This is a genomic window from Pseudarthrobacter sp. L19, assembly GCF_050859435.1.
Taxonomy (GTDB): Bacteria; Actinomycetota; Actinomycetes; order Actinomycetales; family Micrococcaceae; genus Arthrobacter.
Genome location: NZ_CP193935.1, coordinates 2,918,829 through 2,940,767, shown reverse-complemented (window position 1 = coordinate 2,940,767; position 21,939 = coordinate 2,918,829). Strand labels below are relative to the sequence as shown.

17 protein-coding genes and 6 pseudogenes are annotated in these 21,939 nt (G+C 67.7%); 11 read left to right on the top strand and 12 right to left on the bottom strand.

Going from position 1 to position 21,939, the window contains the following annotated elements; translation table 11 throughout:
• Positions 1–41 precede the first annotated feature (41 nt).
• Positions 42–1,601: a cation diffusion facilitator family transporter gene (locus tag ACRQ5B_RS14060; protein ID WP_432394853.1), complete on the bottom strand. Its 1,560-nt coding sequence runs from the start codon at positions 1,599–1,601 to the stop codon at positions 42–44.
• A gap of 20 nt (positions 1,602–1,621) precedes the next feature.
• Positions 1,622–1,962: pseudogene (locus ACRQ5B_RS14055) on the bottom strand (ArsR/SmtB family transcription factor); the annotation flags it as partial.
• 110 nt (positions 1,963–2,072) lie between these two features.
• Here ACRQ5B_RS14055 and ACRQ5B_RS14050 point away from each other — a divergent pair.
• On the top strand, positions 2,073–2,462 hold the full coding sequence (locus tag ACRQ5B_RS14050) for a tautomerase family protein (RefSeq protein ID WP_432394850.1): 390 nt from the start codon (positions 2,073–2,075) through the stop codon (positions 2,460–2,462).
• Here the strand turns inward: ACRQ5B_RS14050 and ACRQ5B_RS14045 are convergent.
• Positions 2,459–3,034 (bottom strand): cysteine hydrolase family protein, encoded by a 576-nt coding sequence (locus ACRQ5B_RS14045; protein WP_432394847.1) that lies wholly within the window; start codon positions 3,032–3,034, stop codon positions 2,459–2,461. The genes ACRQ5B_RS14050 and ACRQ5B_RS14045 overlap by 4 nt on opposite strands.
• A gap of 155 nt (positions 3,035–3,189) precedes the next feature.
• Between ACRQ5B_RS14045 and ACRQ5B_RS14040 the strand changes: the two genes are divergently transcribed.
• Together ACRQ5B_RS14040 and ACRQ5B_RS14035 are read left to right on the top strand one after the other, a co-directional pair.
• Positions 3,190–3,633 (top strand): DUF3054 domain-containing protein, encoded by a 444-nt coding sequence (locus tag ACRQ5B_RS14040; protein WP_432394844.1) that lies wholly within the window; start codon positions 3,190–3,192, stop codon positions 3,631–3,633.
• Between the two features lie 98 nt (positions 3,634–3,731).
• Positions 3,732–4,013 (top strand): Lrp/AsnC family transcriptional regulator, encoded by a 282-nt coding sequence (locus ACRQ5B_RS14035; RefSeq protein WP_290257806.1) that lies wholly within the window; start codon positions 3,732–3,734, stop codon positions 4,011–4,013.
• Between the two features lie 85 nt (positions 4,014–4,098).
• On the opposite strand, the gene trpD is transcribed toward ACRQ5B_RS14035, so the two are convergent.
• Positions 4,099–5,157 (bottom strand): anthranilate phosphoribosyltransferase, encoded by a 1,059-nt coding sequence (gene trpD / locus ACRQ5B_RS14030; protein WP_432394841.1) that lies wholly within the window; start codon positions 5,155–5,157, stop codon positions 4,099–4,101.
• Positions 5,158–5,268: 111 nt separating this feature from the next.
• Here trpD and ctaE point away from each other — a divergent pair, with 111 nt between their 5' ends.
• The 4 genes and pseudogenes from ctaE (at position 5,269) to qcrB (ending at position 9,640) form a co-directional block, all read left to right on the top strand.
• On the top strand, positions 5,269–5,943 hold the full coding sequence (ctaE, locus tag ACRQ5B_RS14025) for an aa3-type cytochrome oxidase subunit III (protein ID WP_290257804.1): 675 nt from the start codon (positions 5,269–5,271) through the stop codon (positions 5,941–5,943).
• 86 nt (positions 5,944–6,029) lie between these two features.
• Positions 6,030–6,818: a cytochrome bc1 complex diheme cytochrome c subunit gene (gene qcrC, locus ACRQ5B_RS14020; RefSeq protein WP_290257803.1), complete on the top strand. Its 789-nt coding sequence runs from the start codon at positions 6,030–6,032 to the stop codon at positions 6,816–6,818.
• A 96-nt stretch (positions 6,819–6,914) separates the two neighbouring features.
• A pseudogene (gene qcrA / locus ACRQ5B_RS14015) lies at positions 6,915–7,984 on the top strand (cytochrome bc1 complex Rieske iron-sulfur subunit).
• Positions 7,962–9,640: pseudogene (gene qcrB / locus ACRQ5B_RS14010) on the top strand (cytochrome bc1 complex cytochrome b subunit). Before qcrA ends, qcrB begins: the two co-directional pseudogenes overlap by 23 nt.
• A 103-nt stretch (positions 9,641–9,743) precedes the next feature.
• On the opposite strand, the gene ACRQ5B_RS14005 reads toward qcrB, so the two are convergent.
• A complete protein-coding gene (locus ACRQ5B_RS14005) occupies positions 9,744–10,511 on the bottom strand; it encodes a GntR family transcriptional regulator (protein WP_412883266.1) in 768 nt (255 codons plus the stop codon).
• Positions 10,512–10,681: 170 nt separating this feature from the next.
• On the opposite strand from ACRQ5B_RS14005, the gene ACRQ5B_RS14000 reads away from it, so the two are divergent.
• Positions 10,682–10,966, top strand: coding sequence for an HPr family phosphocarrier protein (locus tag ACRQ5B_RS14000; RefSeq protein ID WP_432394836.1), 285 nt, complete (start codon positions 10,682–10,684; stop codon positions 10,964–10,966).
• A 212-nt stretch (positions 10,967–11,178) separates the two neighbouring features.
• Here the strand turns inward: ACRQ5B_RS14000 and ACRQ5B_RS13995 are convergent, their stop codons facing one another.
• From ACRQ5B_RS13995 to ACRQ5B_RS13975, 5 genes and pseudogenes are all read right to left on the bottom strand, one after another.
• Positions 11,179–11,580, bottom strand: a complete 402-nt coding sequence (locus tag ACRQ5B_RS13995; RefSeq protein WP_290257799.1) for a cytochrome c oxidase subunit 4 — start codon at positions 11,578–11,580, stop codon at positions 11,179–11,181.
• Between the two features lie 2 nt (positions 11,581–11,582).
• Positions 11,583–13,301 (bottom strand): aa3-type cytochrome oxidase subunit I, encoded by a 1,719-nt coding sequence (gene ctaD, locus ACRQ5B_RS13990; protein ID WP_290257798.1) that lies wholly within the window; start codon positions 13,299–13,301, stop codon positions 11,583–11,585.
• Positions 13,302–13,313: 12 nt separating this feature from the next.
• Positions 13,314–14,186 (bottom strand): aa3-type cytochrome oxidase subunit II, encoded by an 873-nt coding sequence (gene ctaC, locus ACRQ5B_RS13985; protein ID WP_432394832.1) that lies wholly within the window; start codon positions 14,184–14,186, stop codon positions 13,314–13,316.
• A gap of 205 nt (positions 14,187–14,391) precedes the next feature.
• Positions 14,392–14,781 carry a HesB/IscA family protein gene (locus ACRQ5B_RS13980; RefSeq protein ID WP_290257796.1) on the bottom strand — a complete coding sequence of 130 codons (390 nt, stop codon included), beginning with the start codon at positions 14,779–14,781 and terminating at the stop codon, positions 14,392–14,394.
• A gap of 159 nt (positions 14,782–14,940) precedes the next feature.
• Positions 14,941–16,373 (bottom strand): annotated as a pseudogene (locus tag ACRQ5B_RS13975) (dipeptidase).
• Between the two features lie 153 nt (positions 16,374–16,526).
• On the opposite strand from ACRQ5B_RS13975, the gene ACRQ5B_RS13970 reads away from it, so the two are divergent.
• Positions 16,527–17,120: a DUF3043 domain-containing protein gene (locus ACRQ5B_RS13970; RefSeq protein ID WP_290257794.1), complete on the top strand. Its 594-nt coding sequence runs from the start codon at positions 16,527–16,529 to the stop codon at positions 17,118–17,120.
• Between the two features lie 131 nt (positions 17,121–17,251).
• On the opposite strand, the gene ACRQ5B_RS13965 is transcribed toward ACRQ5B_RS13970, so the two are convergent.
• Positions 17,252–18,322: a quinone-dependent dihydroorotate dehydrogenase gene (locus tag ACRQ5B_RS13965; protein WP_432394828.1), complete on the bottom strand. Its 1,071-nt coding sequence runs from the start codon at positions 18,320–18,322 to the stop codon at positions 17,252–17,254.
• Between the two features lie 89 nt (positions 18,323–18,411).
• Here ACRQ5B_RS13965 and ACRQ5B_RS13960 point away from each other — a divergent pair.
• Positions 18,412–20,105 (top strand): annotated as a pseudogene (locus ACRQ5B_RS13960) (FAD-binding dehydrogenase).
• Between the two features lie 40 nt (positions 20,106–20,145).
• A complete protein-coding gene (locus ACRQ5B_RS13955; protein ID WP_432398768.1) occupies positions 20,146–21,126 on the top strand; it encodes an alpha/beta hydrolase in 981 nt (326 codons plus the stop codon).
• Here ACRQ5B_RS13955 and ACRQ5B_RS13950 read toward each other — a convergent pair.
• Positions 21,096–21,937 (bottom strand): annotated as a pseudogene (locus ACRQ5B_RS13950) (isoprenyl transferase). The gene ACRQ5B_RS13955 and the pseudogene ACRQ5B_RS13950 overlap by 31 nt on opposite strands.
• Positions 21,938–21,939: the final 2 nt, after the last annotated feature.

Genomic DNA, 21,939 nt, shown 5'->3' with positions numbered 1-21,939 from the left:
TCCCGCCCCACAGTCATGCCCAGGCCGCTTCGGCCTGCGTCCTAGCGGAGATCGGTCAGGCCCGTGCCCTGATCGTCGAGGCACGGCGACCGCTTGCCGGCGGGCGCCCCGGTGGAGCGCAGGCAGGTGCACTGCGGTCCCTTGGTGTCCGGCAGCGAGGTCCAGACGAACCGCTGCATCTTGTTGTAGAGCCCGAAGTCGAGTACCGCCCCGTTCAGCCTGGGGGCAAGGTCCGCGCTGACACTGAGCTCCACCGCGCCCGCTCCCGCCGGTTCCAGCTGGCACCGCAGCGGCCTCCGCGGCAGGGTCCGGGAAAAATAGAGACCCTGTTTCCGGCATCCGCCGTCGGCCAGGTAGCAGTGCAGGGTGCCACCGAACACGCCGATCATCTCGAGTGCGGCGTCGGTGACGAGGAAGCGCCCATGGCCGGGAATCGAGGCGGCGGTCAGCGCGGGGCTGTCTTCCTCCCGATGCACGGACGCCCGGCCGGCCCGTTGCCTAGCCGGCAACGACGACGACCGTTCCGACGTTGCGGACTCCGCCCCGGACGGCCTGCTCAATGGACCGGGTGGCGTCCGACAGTTCGGCCATGGTCCAGTGGGCGTGCGCGGGGTGGTGACCTCGACGTGGAGCCGGTGCCCGGACCAGCGGAGCCGGACAGTGGATCCGGGTGCCACGGGCTCGATGGCCGCCTCGGTCCGGTCCACGAGGGCGGGGTCGACGCCGTCGAGCAGGCGCCGACCAATGTCCCGCACCGTTCCCCAGAGCAGCACGAAGATGGTGATCGAGATCAGGATGCCGATCAGCGGATCCGCCAGCGGGAAGCCGAGCCAGACGCCGATGACGCCGGCCACCACGGCCAGGGAGGTGAACCCGTCGGTGCGGGCATGCACGCCGTCGGCCACGAGGGCCGCGGAGCCGATTTCCTTGCCGACCCGGATCCGGTAGACGGCCACGATCTCGTTGCCGGCGAAGCCGATGAGACCGGCTGCCAGCACCCAGCCGAGATTGGTGAGGGGCTCGGGCTGGAAGATGCGGATCACCGATTCGACCGCGGCGACGACGGCAGACAGCGCCACCATGGCCACGATGAACAGGCCTGCCAGGTCCTCGGCACGGCCGTAGCCGAAGTTGTAGGTCCGGGTAGCCGCGCGGCGGCTGAGGATGAAGGCAATCCAGAGCGGCACCGCGGTCAGGGCGTCCGAGAAGTTATGGATGGTGTCTGCCAGGAGCGCCACGGAACCGCTGAAGAGGAAGACCACCAGCTGCAGGAGCGACGTGACTGCCAGGACCACCAGCGAGATCTTCAGAGCCCGGATGCCCTTAGTCGAGGACTCCATGGCCTCATCGACAGAATCGGCGGCGTCGTGGCTGTGCGGGACGAACAGTCCGTGCAGGAAGCCGCGAAGTCCACCCGGGTGTTCGTGTCCGTGGTCATGTTCGTGTCCGTGGTCGTGCGCATGGTCATGCCCGTGACTGTGGTCATGGCCATGCGAGTGACCTTGCGCATGGTCGTGGGAGTGACTGTGGTCGTGCGCGTCGTCGTGGTCGTGCTGGTGGGCGGCGGCCTGCGGCACGCTGCCTTCGGTGATGTCTTTCATGCCGTTCCGCTCTCGTGGTCTGCGTGGTGGTGCCGGGGGTGCCGCCCAGGGTGTGCTCGGCCTGGAAGATCGCATCTGCCACGAGCTGGCGGGCGTGTTCGTTCTCAAGCCGGTAGTACACCCGCGTGCCCTCATGCCGGGTGGACACGATCCGCGCCATGCGGAGTTTGGCGAGGTGCTGGGAGACCGCGGACTGGGGCTTCCCCACGGTCTCGGCCAGCTCGTTGACGGACAGCTCGCCGTCACGCAACGCCAGGATGATCCGGACCCGGGTGGCGTCCGCCAACATTGCGAAGACCTCGACGGCCAACTCGACGTACTCGCCGTCGACGTCCAGGCCGCACGGCTTATCTGCATTCATGCGAATATTATGACACAGAGGAATTGGCGGAATTTTGGGCCTCGCCGGGGACTTGCCCATAGATGACAGCATCCAACGCAGTCCCGCACTGCCCCGACCCGGGAGGCACCATGCCACTGATCAACATCGACGTCGTCGCAGGACGCACCCAGGAGCAGCTGCAGGCGCTGCTGGACACCGTTCACGAGTCAATGGTGGAGGCCTTCGAGGTGCCGCCCACCGACCGGTACCAGATCCTGACCCAGCACAAGCCGCACGAGATGGTCGCCCTGGACACCGGGCTGGGGATGACCCGCAGCAACGACCTCGTCGTCCTGCGCTTCACCAGCCGGCGCCGGGCGGAGGACGCGAAGAAGAAGCTCTACCGGCTCCTGGCCACGGGACTCGAGGCGAAGTGCGGCATCAGCCCCCAGGACCTGATCGTCACCATCACCGAGAACGACGCCGCCGACTGGTCCTTCGGCAACGGCACCGCCCAGTTCCTCACCGGGGAGCTTTAGGCGTTCTCCCCCGGACTGTCTCCGGAAAAGTCCACCGCGGCGGCGTCCTGCACCGCCGCGGTTCGGCCCGGGGCGGTGTGGAACTGCCAGTAGAGATTGGTATGCGCAATCACCAGGTCGGGACTGGGGGCGCCCCACTTTGACTGGTCCTCGGTGGTGTGCGCGTCGCCCACCAGCGTCACGTCGTAGCCGCGGACAAAGGCTCCGTGGATGGTGGACCGGATGCATTCGTCGGTCTGGGCTCCCGACACCACCAGCCGGCCGATCCCCGCCGCCGCGAGGACGTCCTCCAGGTCCGTGTCCTCGAACGAGTCGGCGTACTTCTTGTGGACCACCGGCTCGGAGTCGTGCGGGGAAAGCTCGGGGACGATCCCCCACTCCTCGCTGCCGCGTGCCAGGTGCTCGGAGGAGTGCTGCACCCAGACCACCGGAACTCCCGCCTCCCGGGCCTTGTCGACCAGGCCGCCGATGTTACGGACCACCCGGTCCCGCTCGTAGGCTCCCTCCACGACGCCGTTCTGGACATCGATCACAACCAGGCCCGTTGCCGGCCGATCGGCGAGTGTTGTCATGGCGCACCCCTTCGTGCTGTTTCTGCCGGTGTCATGAGTCGCGCCCATGCTAGCCGCGCGGGGCCACGAAATCCACGGTCCGGAGAACCGGGCGGGGTTCGGTCGAGCCTCCGGGCACAGGAATCCTGTCCTGCCTATCCCGGTAAACTTGGGGTATGCCCCTTAGCGCCCCCGCCCCGCAACAGAACCAGTCCATCGACGGGCGCCGCCCCGCGGCCGCCTCGCCGCGCACCGCGATCCTGGCGGCCGCAGCTGACGTGTTCCTGATCCTGCTCTTCGCCGCCATTGGCCGCGACGCCCACCAGCGCGGCGAAATCGTCACCGGCGTGCTGGCCACCGCGTGGCCGTTCCTGGCCGGCGCCGCGGCGGGTTGGCTGGTGTTCCGTCTCTGGCGCCGCCCGCTGGCGGCGTGGCCGTCCGGCGTCGTCGTCTGGCTCGCCACCGTGGCGGTCGGCATGCTGCTTCGGGCCCTCACCGGCCAGGTGGTGGTGCTCCCATTCGTGATTGTCGCCCTGATTGCCGTCGCCGTTTTCCTGCTCGGCTGGCGCCTCCTGGCCGCCGGCGTGAGGCGGCTGCGCTCCCGCCGCAGCGCGGGCTGATGGACTAGGCTTGCAACCATCCGGGCCCGCCCGCGCCGGCGGCTTCGGTCCCGCTACGGCACTCCGGCAATGATGCACCCGCTCCGAAAGGTCCCCACGTGATCACCGCTTTCGTCCTGATCAAGACTGACGCTTCCGCCATCCCGGAGACGGCCGAGAAAATTTCGTCGATCCCGGGCATCAGCGAGGTCTACTCCGTCACCGGCGAGTGGGACCTGATCGCGATCGCCCGGGTGGCCAAGCACGAGGACCTGGCGGACGTCATCGCGGACAAGCTTTCCAAGGTTCCGGCCGTGGTGCACACCACCACGCACATCGCCTTCCGCGCTTACTCCCAGCACGACCTCGACGCGGCCTTCGCACTCGGCTTCGAGCAGTAAGCGCCTCAGACAATAAAGGCTCAGGCACTAAAGGTTCGAGCACTAAAGTCTCGAGCCCTAACATCCACGCGCGGCCGGCGACGGTTTAGTCGCGGGACAGCGCCACCCAGCGGTCCAGGACGGCGGCGGCGGCACCCGAGTGCACCGCTTCCTCGGCCCGCTTCATCGCCGCGGCCATCCGCTCGGTCAGCGGTCCGGCGGCATCCAGGTCGAAGGCCACCAGGCCCGCCGCGGCATTGAGCAGAGCCGCGTCCAGCGCCGGTCCGGGATCCCCGGCCAGAACGGACCGGACGACGGCGGCGTTCGCCGCGGCGTCGCCCCCGCGCAGTTCCGCCACCGTCGCCTGACGGATACCCAGCTCGCGCGGGTCGAAGGTCTGCTCGACGACGTCGCCGTCACGGATCTCCCAGATGCGGGAGGGGCCGGTGGTGGTCAGTTCATCGAGGCCGTCGTCGCCCCGGAACACCAGGCCGCGGCTGCCGCGGCGGGCCAGCACTCCGGCGACCAACGGCGCCATCCGCTCGTTGGCTACACCCACCGCGGAGGCCTGGACGTGCGCCGGGTTGGTCATTGGCCCCAGAAAGTTGAAGGCCGTCGGAACGCCGAGGTCGCGCCGGGCGACCGCGGCATGCCGCATGGAGGGGTGGAAGACCTGGGCGAAGCAGAAGGTGATGCCCGCTTCTTCCGCGTTGCGGGCCACCCGCGGGATCGGCAGGTCCAGCCGCACGCCGAGCGCCTCGAGAACGTCGGCGGAGCCGGACGCCGACGACGACGCGCGACCGCCGTGCTTGACCACCTTGGCGCCGGCGCCGGCGGAGATGAGCGCGGCCATGGTGGAGATGTTTACGGTGTTCAGCTGGTCCCCGCCGGTGCCGACAATGTCCAGTTTCTCCCCGGCGATCTCCAGCGGGTTTGCGGAGTTGATCATCGACTCGACCAGGCCTGTGAGTTCGGCCACCGTCTCGCCCTTGGCGCGCAGCGATACAAGGAACCCGGCCACCTGTGCCGGCGAGGCCTCACCGGACATGATCGAGGCCATGGCCCAGGCGGTGTCGCCGGCGGTGAGGTCCTCACCCTTGATCAGGGCGCCGATAAGGCGCGGCCAGGTCCTGCTTGCCGCCGGTATAGATGCCTGGGAAGTCACGGTCCGATGCTATCGAGCCGGGAGCCGCAATGCCCAATGCGAAGGCCCGCGGAACTTTTCCGCGCGATTTCGCGTCTTTGTAGAAAAAGTGCCCTCAAAAGGCGGTTCGCGTTGGGCACACAGGACTTTTACAGACATAATGTCTATGTGACATCTGCGACCCATGCCCCCAGTACCCCGGCGCACCCCACGCTGAACCGCCCGAACATGGTTTCCGTTGGAACCGTTGTCTGGCTCTCCAGTGAGTTGATGTTCTTCGCCGGTCTCTTTGCCATGTACTTCACACTCCGTTCGACCTCCGGACAGATGTGGGCTGAAGAGACAGCCAAGCTCAACTTCCCCTTTGCGCTCGTTAACACGATCGTCCTCGTGGCAAGTTCCTTCACTTGCCAGATGGGCGTCTTCGCCGCGGAACGGCTTCAGCCGCGCCGCCTTGGCGGTCCGCTGAGCTTCTCCCGCTGGGGAATGAATGAGTGGTTCACGCTCACATTCATCATGGGTGCGTTCTTCGTGGCCGGCCAGTCGACCGAGTACGCCATGCTCGTCTCCGAGCACGTCTCGCTCTCCTCCAACGCTTACGGCTCGGCGTTCTACATGACCACCGGCTTCCACGGCCTCCACGTCATCGGCGGCCTCATCGCGTTCCTGCTCATCATGGGACGCTCCTTCGCGGCCAAGAAGTTCGGACACTTCGAGGCAACGTCCGCGATCGTCACCTCGTACTACTGGCACTTCGTCGACGTCGTGTGGATCGGCCTCTTCCTGGTCATCTACGTCCTCAAGTAGCCACCCCTTGTCTCTCTTTCTACAAGAGATAGAATTTCAAGAAGCGGCTCCCGGAGCCAACGCAGCATCGAAAAAGGAACCACCACGTGAAGGCACTCTCGCAGAAGCGACGTCACCCACTGGCAGCAGTTGCACTGTTGCTGATGGGCCTCCTCATCACTGGTGGGCTGTACGCCGTCGCCACCACCGTCAACCAGGCCAAGGCCGACACCACGAGCTTCAGCGCAAGCGACGCGGAGGAGGGCGGCAAGCTGTTCGCCGCCAACTGCGCCACCTGCCATGGCATGGGTGCCAGCGGATCGCAGGCGGGCCCGTCGCTCGTCGGCGTCGGCGCCGCCGCGGTTGACTTCCAGGTGGGAACCGGCCGTATGCCCATGCAGATGAACGGTCCGCAGGCTTACAAGAAGCCCGCCCAGTTCAACGAGGAGCAGACCCACCAGCTGGCTGCCTATGTAGCCTCCCTGGGCCCCGGCCCCTCCATCCCGGAAGCCGGAGTCCTCGACGAGAAGGGCGACGCCGCCAAGGGTGGCGAGCTGTTCCGCACCAACTGCGCCATGTGCCACAACGCCGCCGCTGCCGGCGGCGCGCTGACCAAGGGCAAGTTCGCCCCGGCCCTGGCCGACGTGTCCGGCAAGCACATCTACGAGGCCATGGTCACCGGCCCGCAGAACATGCCGGTCTTCTCCGACGCCAACGTCTCCCCCGAGGGCAAGCGCGACATCATCACCTTCCTCAAGCAGATCGAATCCAACGGCTCCCCGGGCGGCAACGACCTCGGCGCCCTCGGCCCGGTCTCCGAAGGCCTGTTTGTCTGGATCGCCGGCCTGGGCGTCATCATCGCCTTCACCATCTGGCTGACCTCGCGGACCTCCTAGGCTCCGCACCCCGTAAGAATTTCTGCCGGCCCGCCGGCAGGTTGAATTGAAAACTAACCCGGCGAGAGCCGGGACGAGAGAAGGATGAGGCGAATTATGGGCAACCATAGTGACGGCAGTCCGAACCACTCGGGCACCGTAGCTACGGCTGGTCAGAGCGAGGTGGAGAAGTTCCAGGATCCTGGAATTCCCCGCACCGTTTGCGCCTGGCTGACACGGACCCGAAGGCCGCAAAGCGAGCGGAACGGCAGGTGGCCCTCCTGTTCGGCGTATCCGTCGTTGGTACCCTGATATTCCTGGTGGCTTACTTCGCCATCGATCTTGGAAACGATTCCTCGATCGCCACAATCCGGCTGCAGAACACCCTGCTGGGCATCGGCACCGCGTTCGCGATGCTGGGCATCGGCACGGGCATCGTGCACTGGGCCAAGGCCCTCATGCCGGACCACGAAGTGTCGGAAGAGCGTCACGCCATCCGCACCGAAGAGGACCGCCAGGCCGCCGTCCGGATCGTCGACGACATCGTCGAGGAAACCGGCATCAAGCGCCGCCCGCTGATCCGCAACACCCTGCTCGGCGCCGTCGCCCTCGCCCCGCTGCCGGCCCTGGCCGTCTTCGGCGACCTCGGTCCCCGTCCGGACGACAAGCTGGCACACACCATGTGGGCACCGGTCAACGGCAAGACCAAGCGCCTCACCCGCGACCCGGATGGCACCCCCATCAAGGCCTCGGACGTCACCATCGGCTCCGCCTTCCACGTCATCCCGGAAGGCCTGAACGAGCTGGAGTCGGGCAAGCTGAACGAGAAGGCCAAGTCGGTCGTCCTGCTCATGCGCCTGAACCCGGAATCCCTCAACCCCTCTCCGGGGCGCGAGGACTGGGGCTACAACGGCATCGTTGCCTACTCCAAGATCTGCACCCACGTCGGTTGCCCTGTCGCTCTCTACGAGCAGCAGACGCACCACCTGCTGTGCCCGTGCCACCAGTCGACCTTCGACCTGACCCAGGAATGCAAGGTCATCTTCGGCCCCGCCAGCCGGCCGCTCCCGCAGCTGCCCATCGCCGTCGACGATGAGGGTTACCTCTACGCCACGAGCGACTTCAAAGAACCTGTTGGACCTAGCTACTGGGAGCGTGATGAGCATGAGCGCAACATCAACAGCTGACACCCCCACCTTCGTCGCCAAGACCAAGGGCGGCCGCATCACCGACTTCGTCGACCAGCGCGTCGGCGGATCGGGTATCCTCCGCGAATTCGGCCGGAAGGTCTTCCCCGACCACTGGTCCTTCATGTTCGGCGAGGTGGCGCTGTACTCCTTCGTCATCCTGCTGCTCTCCGGCACCTTCCTGACCTTCTTCTTCGATCCGTCGATGGCTGAGACCCACTACCAGGGTTCCTACATGCCGCTGAAGAACGTCGAGATGTCCGTCGCGTACAACTCCTCCCTGAACATCTCCTTCGATGTCCGCGGCGGCCTGTTCATGCGCCAGGTGCACCACTGGTCGGCACTGCTGTTCGTTGCCTCCGTGGCCGTGCACATGCTCCGCGTGTTCTTCACCGGCGCCTTCCGCAAGCCCCGCGAGATGAACTGGGTCATCGGCTCCGTCCTGCTGATCCTGGCCATGGCCGCCGGCTTCACCGGTTACTCCCTCCCCGATGACCTGCTCTCCGGTAACGGCCTGCGCATCATCGACGGCGTGATCAAGTCCATCCCCGTGATCGGCACCTACATCTCGTTCTTCCTCTTCGGCGGCGAGTTCCCGGGCACGGCCATCATCGGCCGCCTGTACGTGCTTCACATCCTGCTGGTTCCGGCCCTGATCCTCCTGATGATCGCCGCTCACCTGTTCATGGTCGTCGTGCACAAGCACACCCAGTACCCCGGCCCGGGACGCAACGACGGCAACGTCGTCGGCTACCCCTCGGCCCGGTCTACGCGGCCAAGGCCGGCGGCTTCTTCTTCATCGTGTTCGGTGTCATCGCCCTCATGGCCGGTTTCTTCACCATCAACCCGATCTGGAACTACGGTCCCTACGACCCCTCCCCCGTCTCGGCAGGCACCCAGCCGGACTGGTACATCGGATTCGTCGACGGCGCCCTCCGCCTGATGCCCGGCACGTTCGGCAACTGGCACGTGGAGCAGATCTTCTTCGGCCACGTCTTCACCTTCAACGTCCTGCTGCCGGCCCTGGTCCCGGCGGGCATCCTCTTCACCGTGATGTTCACCTACCCGTGGATCGAGCGCTGGATCACCAAGGATGACCGCGAGCACCACGTCCTGGACCGCCCGCGCAACGCCCCGACCCGTACCGCCATCGGCATGGCCGGCTTCGTTTGGTACTGCGTGATGTGGGCAGCGGCTGGTTCCGACCTCATCGCAACGCACTTCCACGTAGCCCTGAACGACGTGACCTACTGGCTGCGGGCACTGTTCTTCATCGGCCCGGTCATCGCGTTCATCGTGACCAAGCGCGTCGCCCTGGCCCTGCAGCGCAAGGACCGCGAGATCGCCCTGCACGGCCGCGAAACCGGCCGCATCGTGCGCCTGCCGCACGGTGAGTTCATCGAGGTCCACGCCCCGCTGGACGAGTACAAGCGCTACAAGCTGGTCGGCTTCGAGTCTCCGAAGCCGCTCCCGGCCCAGCCGAACGAGAAGGGCGTGGTGGACCGCAAGGAAAACCGCCGCGCCAAGCTCTCCCGCTGGTTCTTCGAGGACCGGGTTGCACCGGTCACGCCCACGGAGCTCGCGGCGGCCCACATCCACCACGGCGCCCACGAGGCGGTCGAGGCGAACGCCGAGCAGAAGACGCTCAGCCACTAGTCTCCCCCTCGTAAGACACACAAGAGGCCCGGTCCTGATGGACCGGGCCTCTTCTGTGTCTGCGTGGACTTCCCGGGCACTGGCCTGGTGCCACCGCGGCGCCTTACGGGCGGTAGCCGCTCACGTAGTTCCTGGTGGGACGCACGCCGGGCCGCTGCAACGGGACCCACAGCTTGTACCGGTCGGCCCGGTAGTAGGAGACGGAGTAGTCCACCATGGCGCGGGCCACGAACGCGTGCCGCTGGATCTTCAGCAGCGGCGAGCCAACCTCGACGTTGAGCAGCCGGGCGGTCGACGGCGAGGCGGCGGTCGCCTCAATCATGTCCTCGCCCCACTCCATCACCAGGCCGTAGCGTTCGCTGAGGACGTTATAGAGCGACGTCGGCGGCTCACCGTCGAGCAGGCCCGGCACCCGGTGTGCCGGAATGAAGTTCTCGTCCACGCTCATGGGCTCGTTATCCGCCAGCAGCAGCCGCCGGAAGCGGACCACGGGCGTTCCCTCCTCCAGCTGGAGCTCGCGGGCCAGGAACGCGCTGGCGCCGATCTGTTCGAAGCTGAGGACCTTGGCCGCCGGGACCATCCCGCGGCGCTGCATTTCCTCACTGTAGGAGGTCAGCTTCACCTGGAGGTCCAGCTTCGGTTTCCGGACGAAGGTCCCCAGCCCCACAACCCGCTCGATGACCTCCTCACCGACGAGGGCGTCGATGGCCTGCCGGACGGTCATGCGCGCCAGGCCGAACCGCTCTGAGAGCTCCCGCTCCGACGGCAGGGCCGAGCCCGGCGGGCAGGAGGTGGCGATGTGGGCCCGCAGGATTTCCCGCAGCTGGACGTAGATGGGAACCCCGCTGGACCGGTCGATCTCGCCGGCCATCCGGGCGGCGTTACTTCCCACGGCCGGGCCTCGTGCAAGCTGTCATGAATTAAGCGTAGGGCACCCACGCCACAGGTCTAGACCAATCCGGGCACGCGGTTTCCCGGCTATCCGCTCCCCCGGCTACGCTTGAGGCTGCATCTTTCGCTTGACCCCATCAGGAGCCTCCCTTGCCCGTACACAAGGCCGTCATCCACGCCGAGATCGGACTGCACGCCCGGCCGGCGGCAGAGTTTGTCCGGGCCGTCACTGCCACCGGGTTGCCCGTCACGATCGCCCGGCCCGGCCAGCGCGGCGTGGACGCCCGGTCCCTGCTGGAAGTCATGACGGAGGACTTCGAACGCGGCTGCGAGGTGGAGCTGGCCGTCGACGCCGCCAGGATTCCGGAGGGCCGCAGCGCCGAGGACGCGCAGGCCGCCCTCAGCGGCCTGGGCACACTGCTGGCCAAGCAGTAGGCCGCACTCCCCCGCCCAGCCGACCCAGTGCAATGCCCCGCCCGGCAACGCGAACGGAGAGGCCGGCCAGGCCCCACCAGCAGGCATTACAGACCCGAAGCCTAGGACCCGCCACCTAACACCCGGAAGACACAAAAACGACGACGGGGACCCCACCGGATGGTGGGGTCCCCGTCGTCGTTAGCGGTGCCGGGCGAAGGCCCGTGCGGAGCCTAGTGCGCGTGGTCTCCGCGGCTGTACTCGTAGACCCAGCCGATCAGCGCCACGATGGCCAGGCCACCGGCGATGAAGGTGATCCAGAAGCCGACCGCGATGCCCAGGAAGCCTCCTGCGCAGGCGAGGCCCAGGACCAGCGGCCACCAGCTCCAGGGGCTGAAGTGGCCCTGCTCGCCGGAACCCTCGTGGATCTCGGCGTCGCTGCGGTCCTCGGGACGCAGGCCGACGCGCTTGCCGGTGAAGCCCAGGTAGGCGCCGATCATGCCAGCCAGGCCGGCGACCAGCAGGATGCCCAGGATGCCGACCCACTCGCTCCAGTTCGTCATGAAGCCGTAGACGATGGCGACCGGGATGAAGAAGAAGACACCGAGTCCAAAAATCCTAGATTCGATTTTCACAGTTAGGCGTCCTTCTGGTCGGCGTTACCGAGCGTCGCAGCAGCCGGCGCCGGGGAGTCGATGGTGTAGCTCTGGGCGAGCTCCGGGTGGTGCAGGTCCAGCGCAGGACGCTCGGACCGGATCCGGGGCAGGGACGTGAAGTTGTGGCGCGGCGGCGGGCAGGAGGTTGCCCATTCCAGCGAGGCACCGAAGCCCCACGGATCGTCGACCATGACCTTCTCGTTGCTCCGCCAGGTGATGTAGACGTTCCAGAAGAACGGGATCAGCGAGGCGCCCAGCAGGAAGGAGGAGTACGTGGAGAACTGGTTCATCCAGGTGAAGCCGTCTTCCGGCATGTAGTCGGCGTAGCGGCGGGGCATGCCCATGACGCCGAGCCAGTGCTGGATGAGGAAGGTGCCGTGGAAGCCGAGGAACAGCATCCAGAAGTGGATCTTGCCCAGACGCTCGTTGAGCATCTTGCCCGTCCACTTCGGCCACCAGAAGTAGAAGCCGGCGAACATGGCGAACACGACGGTTCCGAACACCACGTAGTGGAAGTGCGCCACAACGAAGTAGGTGTCGGAGACGTGGAAGTCCAGCGGCGGGGAGGCCAGGATGATGCCGGTCAGGCCGCCGAAGAGGAAGGTCGCCAGGAAGCCGATGCTCCACAGCATGGGGGTTTCGAAGGTAATGGAACCCCGCCACATGGTGCCGATCCAGTTGAAGAACTTCACGCCGGTGGGAACCGCGATCAGCATCGTCATGAAGGAGAAGAACGGCAGCAGGACCGAGCCGGTGACGTACATGTGGTGGGCCCACACGGTGACGGACAGCGCGGCGATGGAGATGGTGGCGTAGACCAGGCCCTTGTAGCCGAAGATCGGCTTGCGGCTGAAGACCGGGAAGATCTCCGAGACGATGCCGAAGAACGGCAGGGCGATGATGTAGACCTCGGGGTGGCCGAAGAACCAGAACAGGTGCTGCCAGAGGACGGCGCCGCCGTTCTCCGGATCGAAGATGTGCGCACCGAAGCGGCGGTCAGCGCCGAGGGCGAAGAGGGCAGCGGCCAGCGGCGGGAAGGCCATGAGCACCAGGATGGCGGTGACCAGGGTGTTCCAGGTGAAGATCGGCATGCGCCACATCGTCATGCCCGGGGCGCGCATGCAGATGATCGTGGTGATGAAGTTGACCGCACCCAGGATGGTACCGAAGCCGGAGAGGGCCAGGCCGAAGACCCAGAGGTCACCGCCGACGCCGGGGCTGAAGGTGGTGTTGGACAGCGGTGCGTAGGCGAACCAGCCGAAGGAGGCGGCACCCTGCGGGGTGATGAAGCCGGAGACGGCGATCGTCGAACCGAAGAGGAAGAACCAGAAAGCCAGCGCGTTCAGTCGCGGGAAGGCGACGTCGGGGGCACCGATCTGCAGCGGCATGATGACGTTGGCGAAGCCGGCGAACAGCGGGGTCGCGAACATCAGGAGCATCACCGTGCCGTGCATGGTGAAGAGCTGGTTGTACTGTTCCTTGGTCTGCAGGATCTGCATGCCGGGTTCGAACAGTTCGGCGCGGATCAGCAGCGCCATGACGCCGCCGAAGCAGAAGAACACGAAGGACGCGATCAGGTACATGTACCCGATGGTCTTGTGGTCCGTGGAGGTGATCCAGTTGACGACGATGCGCCCCTTGGATTTGGGTACTACGGGAGCCTCAAGGATCCCGGAGGGCTGAGAGTAGGTTGTTGCCACTTCGCGCTCCCCTTACTTGTTCTCGGTCGGGGCCGGGTTGCGATCGTACTCTTCGCCGAGCAGGCCGGTGTTGCCGTCCTGGCGGAGCTGGTTCATGTGGGCGGCGAACTCCGACTCGGAGACGACCTTCACGCGGAACAGCATTTCGGAGTGGTACTCACCACAGAGTTCGGCACACTTGCCGTCGTAGGTTCCCTCTTTGGTGGGAGTGAACCGGATGTAGTTGGTCTTGCCGGGGATCATGTCGCGCTTCTGCAGGAAAGCGGGAACCCAGAAGGAGTGGATGACGTCGCGGGAGTTCAGCTCCAGGTCAACGGACTTGTCGACGGGCAGGTACAGCGTCGGCAGCTTTTCCTTGTCGACGTCGTTGCCGGTCAGGTGCGCCTGGACGCCGGCCTCGTGGAGGTCCTCGGTGACGACGTCACCCTTCTTGTAGTTGAAGTCCCAGGCCCACTGCTTGCCGCGGACGTCGACGACGACGTCGGCAGGCTGGCTGCGGTCGTCTATGGCCTTCTGGTCGCTGTCGGTGAAGTAGAAGAACACCAGGACCATGAAAAGCGGGATCGTCAGGTAGAAGACCTCGAGCGGGAGGTTGAAGCTGTTCTGGCGGGGGAACCCGACGGTGCCCTTGCGGCGCCGGTAGGCGACGATGCACCAGATCATCAGGCCCCAGGTGATGATGCCAACGACCAGGGCTGCAATCCATGAGTTGACCCAGAGGTCCATGATGCGGTCAGTGTGGTTGGTGGTGCCGCGCTCGGTCGGCAGCCACCCTTTCTGTACCTCTGGTGAACATCCAGTCAAAGCCAACGCGCCGGCTAGTGCCAAGCCAGTGATCGAAGTGATCTGTTTGCGTCGGCTGCCGGTTCGGTTCTGCGAACTCACAGACGGCCCTTCCTACTTGTTGCTGTCGCCCGGCCGCTTACAACGATCCGGGCACACTAAAAGTTTTACTACTCGGTGTAGAGCTTACCGCTCCCTGGGAGTTTTCGCCCACATGTCCGCGCCGTGGTCCGGCACCTTTTTCGGGGTTTCTGCGTTAGGGTCCCCGGACGGAACAATGGCCGGGCTGAAAGCCCGGCCATTGACCTTAGTGGAAGGAGTCTCCGCAGGCGCAGGAGCCGCCGGCGTTGGGGTTATCGATCGTGAAGCCCTGCTTCGAGATGGTGTCTTCGAAGTCGATGCTCGCACCGCTGAGGTAGGGCACGCTCATCTTGTCCACGACGACCTCGACGCCGTCGTAGTCGCGGACGGCGTCGCCCTCGAGGAGGCGCTCGTCGAAGTAGAGCTGGTAGATCAGGCCGGAGCAGCCGCCCGGCTGCACGGCGACGCGGAGGCGCAGGTCGGTGCGGCCTTCCTGTTCCAGCAGGCTGCGGACCTTGCCGGCAGCGACGTCGGTCAGCTGCACCTCGTGGCTGGCCAGTTCCTGGCTCTCCTGGACTGCGGTGTCGGTGCTGGTTTCATTGGTTGTAGTGCTCATGGCCTACCTTCTGACGACGGTCGGAGCGGCGCCGCCCGGCGGCGCCGGCCCCTGCTTTAACGGTATGGGCTATAGCTACATGCTACGTCGATCAGTGCTGTAGCTCTAACTCCTGGGATAACCGTCTGCGTCCGCCGGATGTTCCCCGGAAGCCCGGTATCAGGCCAGTCCCTCGGCGTTCAGCCGGGCCAGGAGCAGCGCCTCGGCGATGATCGCGTTGCGGAAGTCCTCCAGGTGCAGGGACTCGTTGGCGCTGTGGGCGCGGGAGTCCGGGTCCTCGACGCCGGTGACCAGGATCTGGACGTCCGGGTACAGCTCGGTGAGGTCGGCGATGAAAGGGATGGACCCGCCGATGCCGGTCTCCACGGCCGGCACGCCCCATGCCTCGCCGAGTGCCCACATCGCCAGCCGGGCCGCCGGGGAGGAGGTGTCGGTCATGAAGGCGCTGCCGGTCTCCCCGGGGTGAAGACCACCTGGGCGCCGAACGGGGCGTTGGCCTCGACGTGTCGGCGGACCGCTTCCATGGCCTCGTCCGGGTTCTGGCCCGGGGCCAGGCGGAGGCTGAACTTGGCCTTGGCGCGCGGCAGCAAGGTGTTGGAGGCGACGTTCACGGCGGGCGCGTCGATGCCAATGATGGAGAGCGCGGGTTTGGTCCACATGCGCGAGGCGATGCTTCCGGTGCCGGCGAGCTTGACGCCGTCGAGCACGGACGCGTCCTTGCGGTATTCCTCCTCGGTCAGGTCCACGGCGGCGTCGTCCCGGCCCACCAGCCCCTCGATGGCGACGCTGCCGTCGTCGTCGTGCAGGGTGGCGATCAGGCGGGAGAGCAGGGTGGGGGCGTCGAGCACGGGGCCGCCGAACATGCCCGAGTGCACCGCGTGGTCCAGGACCTTGACCTCGATGGTGCCGTCCACGAGGCCGCGGAGGCTGGTGGTCAGGGCGGGGATGCCGACCTTCCAGTTGGAGGAGTCGGCCACGACGATCACGTCGGAGCGGAGCAGTTCCTGATGGGTTTCGAGGAATGCGCGGAAGGTCGGCGAGCCGGCCTCCTCCTCGCCCTCGAAGAAGAAGGTGACGCCGAGGCCCAGGTCCTCCCCCAGCACCCGGCTGACCGCGGAGTAGGCGGCGACGTGCGCCAGGATGCCGGCCTTGTCGTCCGCGGCGCCGCGGCCGTAGAGTCGTCCGTCGCGCTCGACGGCGGTGAACGGTTCGGTCTCCCAGAGCGAGAGATCGCCGGTGGGCTGGACGTCATGGTGGGCGTAGAGCAGGATGGTCGGCTTACCGTCCGCGGCGGGACGGCGCGCGACGACGGCGGGTCCGCCCGCGGTGCCGTCCTCCTTGTCGCAGCGCAGGATGCGGACATCATCGAAGCCGCTGCCGCGGACCAGCTCGGCCACCGCGTCGGCGCTGGCATTCAAGGGAGCGGGATCGAAGCTGGGCCAGGCGATGCCGGGGATCGCGACGAGCGCCTTGAGCTGCTCGACGGTGGCGTCAAAGGCCTCGGTGACGGCCTGGCGGAGGGCTGCGGTGTCGACGGTCTGGGTGGTGCCGCCTGCTGAATGCTGCGGGGTGCCCGCGGGTGATGAAGTCATGGCCAAAACACTACCCGTGTCCCCGATCACCTCAAACAGCGCCACGGGCCCCGCCGCAGGCACTGAGAGAGTCACCGGCACGCGCTCCGGCGCCCGCGTCCGCCGCCGCGTCATCGGGGCGGGAGCGGCACCCCTGCAGGGTAGTCTGTAGGGGTGTTTGGACGGAAAAAGGAAGCGCCCTCGGCGCAGGATGTAGTTGACCAGCAGGTGGCCGCGGCTCGTACCCCCACCGCCGGCAAGGGCGCGCCCACCCCGAAGCGCAGCGCCCAGGAAGCGGCCCGCAAGCGGCCCCTGGTGCCGCAGGACCGCAAGGCCTCGCGCGCTGCCGAGCGCACCGCGGTGGCCGAGCAGCGGCTGAAGATGCGCCAGGCCATGGATACCGGCGACGAGAAGTTCCTCCCGCTTCGGGACAAGGGCCCGCAGAAGCGCTTCGCCCGTGACTACGTGGACGCCCGCTACAGCCTGGGCGAATACCTGATGTTCGGTGCACTGGTCTTCGTGGTCATCTCCCTGCTGGTGCCCGCCAGCAGCGAACAGATGATCTACGTGCTGGGTGCTTTCTGGGTGATGTTCCTGGCCGTCTTCGTCGACGTCTTCTTCCTGTCCCGGAAGCTGAAGAAGCGCCTGACGGAGAAGTTCGGCGACGTCGAACGCGGCACGGTTTGGTACGGCTCGATGCGTTCGCTGCAGTTCCGCCGCCTGCGCATGCCCAAGCCGCAGGTCGGCCGCGGCGAGTACCCGGCCTGACCCCACCACCCGCCCACTAAAAACCCCCGGCAGCCTCGCTGCCGGGGTTTTTCGCATCTGTTTGTGCTGCCTGGAGTCCCGCGCGGGATATCGAGTGCGATATACCGCGCAGCGTCCGGCGGGCCCTTCGCCTAGCGGACGGGGTGCTTCTCCAGGTACCGGTTGATCCGCGCCGCCCAAAACGGGCCCTCGTAGAGGAATGCGGTGTACCCCTGGACCAGGGTGGCGCCCGCCTCGAGCCGGGCACGGACGTCCTCTCCCGTTTCCACCCCGCCCACCGAGACGAGGGTCAGCGCGCCGCCGGTCGCCGCCTTCAACCGGGCAAGGACTTCCAGGGACCGCTTCTTCAGCGGCGCGCCGGAGAGACCCCCGGCCCCGCAGGCCTCCACGGCATCCGGGCTGGAGGCCAGCCCCGTGCGCCCGATGGTGGTGTTGGTGGCGATGATGCCGTCGAGCTTGAGGTCCAGCGCCAGCCGGGCGACGTCGTCGATGTCCTCGTCGCTGAGGTCCGGGGCGATCTTGACCAGCAGCGGGACGTGCCGTCCGGCGGCGGCGTCGGCCGCCTCCCCCACGGCGGTCAGTAGCGGACGCAGGGTCTCGACGTCCTGCAGGAGCCGCAGGCCGGGGGTGTTGGGGGAACTGACGTTGACCACCAGGTAGTCCGCGGCCGGCGCCAGGCTGCGCGCGCTGATCAGGTAGTCCGCGACCGCGTCCTCGAGTTCCACCACCTTGCTCTTGCCGATGTTGATGCCGATCACCGGCCGCACGGTCCGGTAGCGGCGCTGCAGTGCGGCGCGTGCGGCACGGAGCCGGGGAGCGACGGCGGCGGCGCCGTCGTTGTTGAAGCCCATCCGGTTGATCACGGCGCGGTCCTCGATCAGGCGGAACAGCCGCGGCGCCGGGTTCCCGGGCTGGGCCTGGCCGGTAATGGTGCCCACCTCGATGTGGCCGAAGCCCAGTTCCGTGAGGGCCTCGATGCCGTGGCCCTCCTTGTCGAAGCCGGCGGCCAGGCCGAACGGTGACGGAAAGGTCAGGCCGAACGCCTCGGTCCGCAGCGACGGCGCCGGTGCCGTGAGCCGCTGCAGCACCCGGCCCGCACCGCAGCGGTGGGCGAGGCGGATGCCCTGGAAGCCGATCTTATGGGCACGCTCGGCGTCCATCCAGGAGAAGGCAAGCCGGAAGAAGGTGGGATAAAGGCGCATGCTCCTAGTTTTCCGGGTCCGGCGCGACAAATCCAAACGGCGCGGGCGGGCGTCACGGGCCGGGCGCTAGCATGATGCCATGACCCGCGATGAAGCAGTCCCCGCCCCCTCCCCGGGCTCCCCTCCCCCTCCCCGCCCGGATTGAGGCGGACGTGCTGGTGGTGGGCGCCGGCCTGGCCGGGCTGGTTGCCGCGGCCCAGGCCTACGCGGCGGGACGCCGGGTGGCGGTGCTGGACCAGGAACCCGAGGCCTCCGCCGGCGGCCAGGCCCACTGGTCCTTCGGCGGCCTCTTCCTGGTCAACACCCCGGAACAACGCCGCCTGGGCGTCCGGGACAGCGCCGAACTGGCCCTCGCCGACTGGTTCGCGTCCGCCGGCTTCGACCGCGAGGAGGACGCCTCCGCCCGGCAGTGGGCCGAGGCGTACGTGGACTTCGCCGCCGGTGAGAAGCGCTCCTGGCTGGCCTCCCTCGGCGTCGGACTTTTCCCGCTCGTGCAGTGGGCCGAACGCGGCGGCTACGGACCAGACGGCCACGGCAACACGGTGCCCCGCTTCCACGTCGCCTGGGGTACCGGCCCCGCGATCGTGGCACCATTCCTGGCCAAGCTCCGGGAGGGCCAGGCCGCCGGGCGGGTGAGCTTCCATTTCCGGCACCGTGCCACCGGGCTGACGACGACGGCGGGCCGGGTCACCGGGGTGCACGGCGCCGTGCTCGCACCGAGCACCGCCGCCCGCGGCGAACAGTCCTCCCGGGAAGAGGCGGGCAGCTTCGAGGCCTCAGCGGCGGCGGTGATCGTCACCAGCGGCGGGATCGGCGGCAACCACGGGGCCGTCCGCGCCCAGTGGCCGGGCGGAGACGCGCCGGCGGAGATGCTCTCCGGGGTGCCGGCCTCCGTGGACGGGGAGTTCCTGGGGGCGGTGTCCCGGGCCGGCGGAACCCTGGTCAATGGCGACCGGATGTGGCATTACCCCGAGGGCATCCACAACCACTCCCCGTCTGGCCCCGGCACGGCATCCGGATCCTGCCCGGCCCCTCGGCGCTCTGGCTCGATGCGACCGGAAGGACGCTGCCGGCTCCGCTGTTCCCGGGTTTCGACTCCCTGGGCGCGCTTCGGCACATCCTGGGCACCGGGTACGGCCACTCCTGGTTTGTGCTGAACCGCAGCATCGCGCTGAAGGAATTCGCCCTCTCCGGTTCGGAACAAAACCCTGACCTCACCGGCAAGGACCTGCGCCTGCTGGCCACCCGGCGGCGGCCCTCCCCGGACAACCCGCTGCAGCGTTTCCTGGACCGCGGGGTCGATTTCCTCCAGGCCGGAACGCCGCGCGAACTGGCCAGCCGGATGAATGAGCTGGCCGGCGGCGGCCTGATCGACGCGGACGACCTGGAGCGCACCATCCGGGCCCGCGACCGCCAGTTCGCCAGCGGACTGGGCAAGGACCCTCAGCTGGCCGCCATCCGCGCCGCCCGCCGCTTCGCCACGGACAAGCTCATGCGCGTGGCACCCCCGCACCCGCTGCTCGACCCCCGGCATGGTCCGCTGCTGGCCGTCCGGCTCTCGGTCCTGACCCGCAAGAGCCTGGGCGGGATCAGGACCGACCTGCAGTCCCGGGTACTCGACGCGTCCGGCGCCCCGGTGGACGGCCTGTACGCCGCCGGCGAGGCGGCCGGTTTCGGCGGCGGCGGCATCCACGGCTACCGGGCCCTGGAGGGAACCTTCCTGGGCGGGTGCCTGTTCTCCGGCAGAGCCGCCGGGCGCGCCGCCGCAGCGGCCGTGGCCTAGGCAGACAGCGCAGGGAGGACGGACGGTGGCCGACGAGGGGCTGCGGTGGCAGCAGGACATCCTGGGCGAGGACTTCGCCGCGTGCACCTTCACCGCGGCCGGGCCGGACGGCGTCGAACGCGAAGCCACGCTGGTCCGCCACGTCCCGTCGCTGGGAGCCGGCCGGCGCCCACGCCGGGCGGTGCTGTTCCTGCACGGCTGGAGCGACTACTTCTTCAACGAGGAGCTCGCGGAATTCTGGACCGGGCACGGTTTCGACTTTTTCGCCCTGGACATGCACAACCACGGGCGCAGCCTGCGGCCGGGGACCCACGGCGGCTACGTGGCGGACCTGGCCGACTACGACGCCGAGATCACCACGGCGATCGGGATCGTCCGGTCGATGGGGGCGGGCGGGCGGTACCCGGTCACGCTGATGGGACACTCCACCGGCGGGTTGGTCGCCGCGCTCTGGGCCAGCCGGCACCCGGGCAGCGCCGCCCAGCTGGTCCTCGACAGCCCGTGGCTGGAAATGCACGGCAGCCCGGCCGTCCGCCGCGCGGCCCGGACCATGGTGGAGCCGCTGGCCCGCTTCCGGCCCGAGTCGGTGATCCGGCTGCCGGAGCGCCCGTTCTACTGGCGCAGCATCAGCAGCGCCGCCGAGGGCGAGTGGCTGCTGGATGACACCTACCGGCCGCCGCACGCTTTCCCGGTGCGGGCGGGCTGGCTCAGCGCCGTGCTGGCCGGGCAGACGCGGGTGGCGCGGGGCCTGAACATCGACGTGCCCATCCTGGTACTGATCTCCGGGGCCAGCGCCAACGGCATGTTCTGGAAGGAATCCATGCGCCGCACGGACGCCGTGCTGGACGTCAACACCATCGCCCTGCGCGCCCTCAGCCTGGGCCGCACAGTCACACTGGAGCGGATCGACGGCGCGCTGCACGACGTATTTCTCTCCGCGCCCAGCGTCCGGGCAGACGCCTACGCCCGGCTGGCCCGCTGGATTACGGCCTACGCCCCGGAGGAGGGCGACGCCGGCTGAGCCGCGGCATCCACGGCCCCGCCGTAGCGGCGGTCCCGCCGAGCGTAGATCTCCACGGCCTCCCACAGGGTCCGGCGGTCCACGTCGGGCCAGAGCGTGTCCAGGAAGACAAACTCGGCGTAGGCGGACTGCCAGAGCAGGAAGTTGGAGAGCCGCTGCTCACCGGAGCTGCGCAGGAACAGGTCGACGTCCGGCAGGTCCGGCTCGTCCAAGTACTTCTGGATGGTCTTCTCGGAGATCGCCGAGGGCTTCAGCCGCCCGGCGGCCACCTCCTCCGCGATCGCCGAGACGGCATCGGCAATCTCCGCGCGGCCGCCGTAATTAACACACATGTTCAGGGTGCAGGTGCTGTTGCCGCGGGTGAACTCCTCGGCCTCCTCGAGCTCCTTGATGACCGATCCCCACAGGCGCGGCCGCCGGCCGGACCAGCGGATCCGCACGCCCCACTCATTCATCTGGTTGCGCTGGCGACGCAACACATCCTTGTTAAATCCCATCAGGAAGCGCACCTCCTCCGGGGAACGCCGCCAGTTCTCGGTGGAGAAGGCGTACACGCTGACGTGCTTGATGCCGAGCTCGATCGCTCCGGCCACCACGTCCAGCAGCGCCGGCTCCCCGGCCTTGTGCCCCTCGATCCGTGGCAGGCCACGCTGGTTGGCCCAGCGGCCGTTGCCGTCCATAACGATCGCGACGTGCTGCGGCACCAGCTCGGCCGGAATGGCCGGCGGCACCGCGCCGGAGGGGTGCGGGTACGGGGCCACCACGGGGGTGGTGCGCTGCGGAGTGGGGTTTTCTTCTTGCCGAGGGCCACGG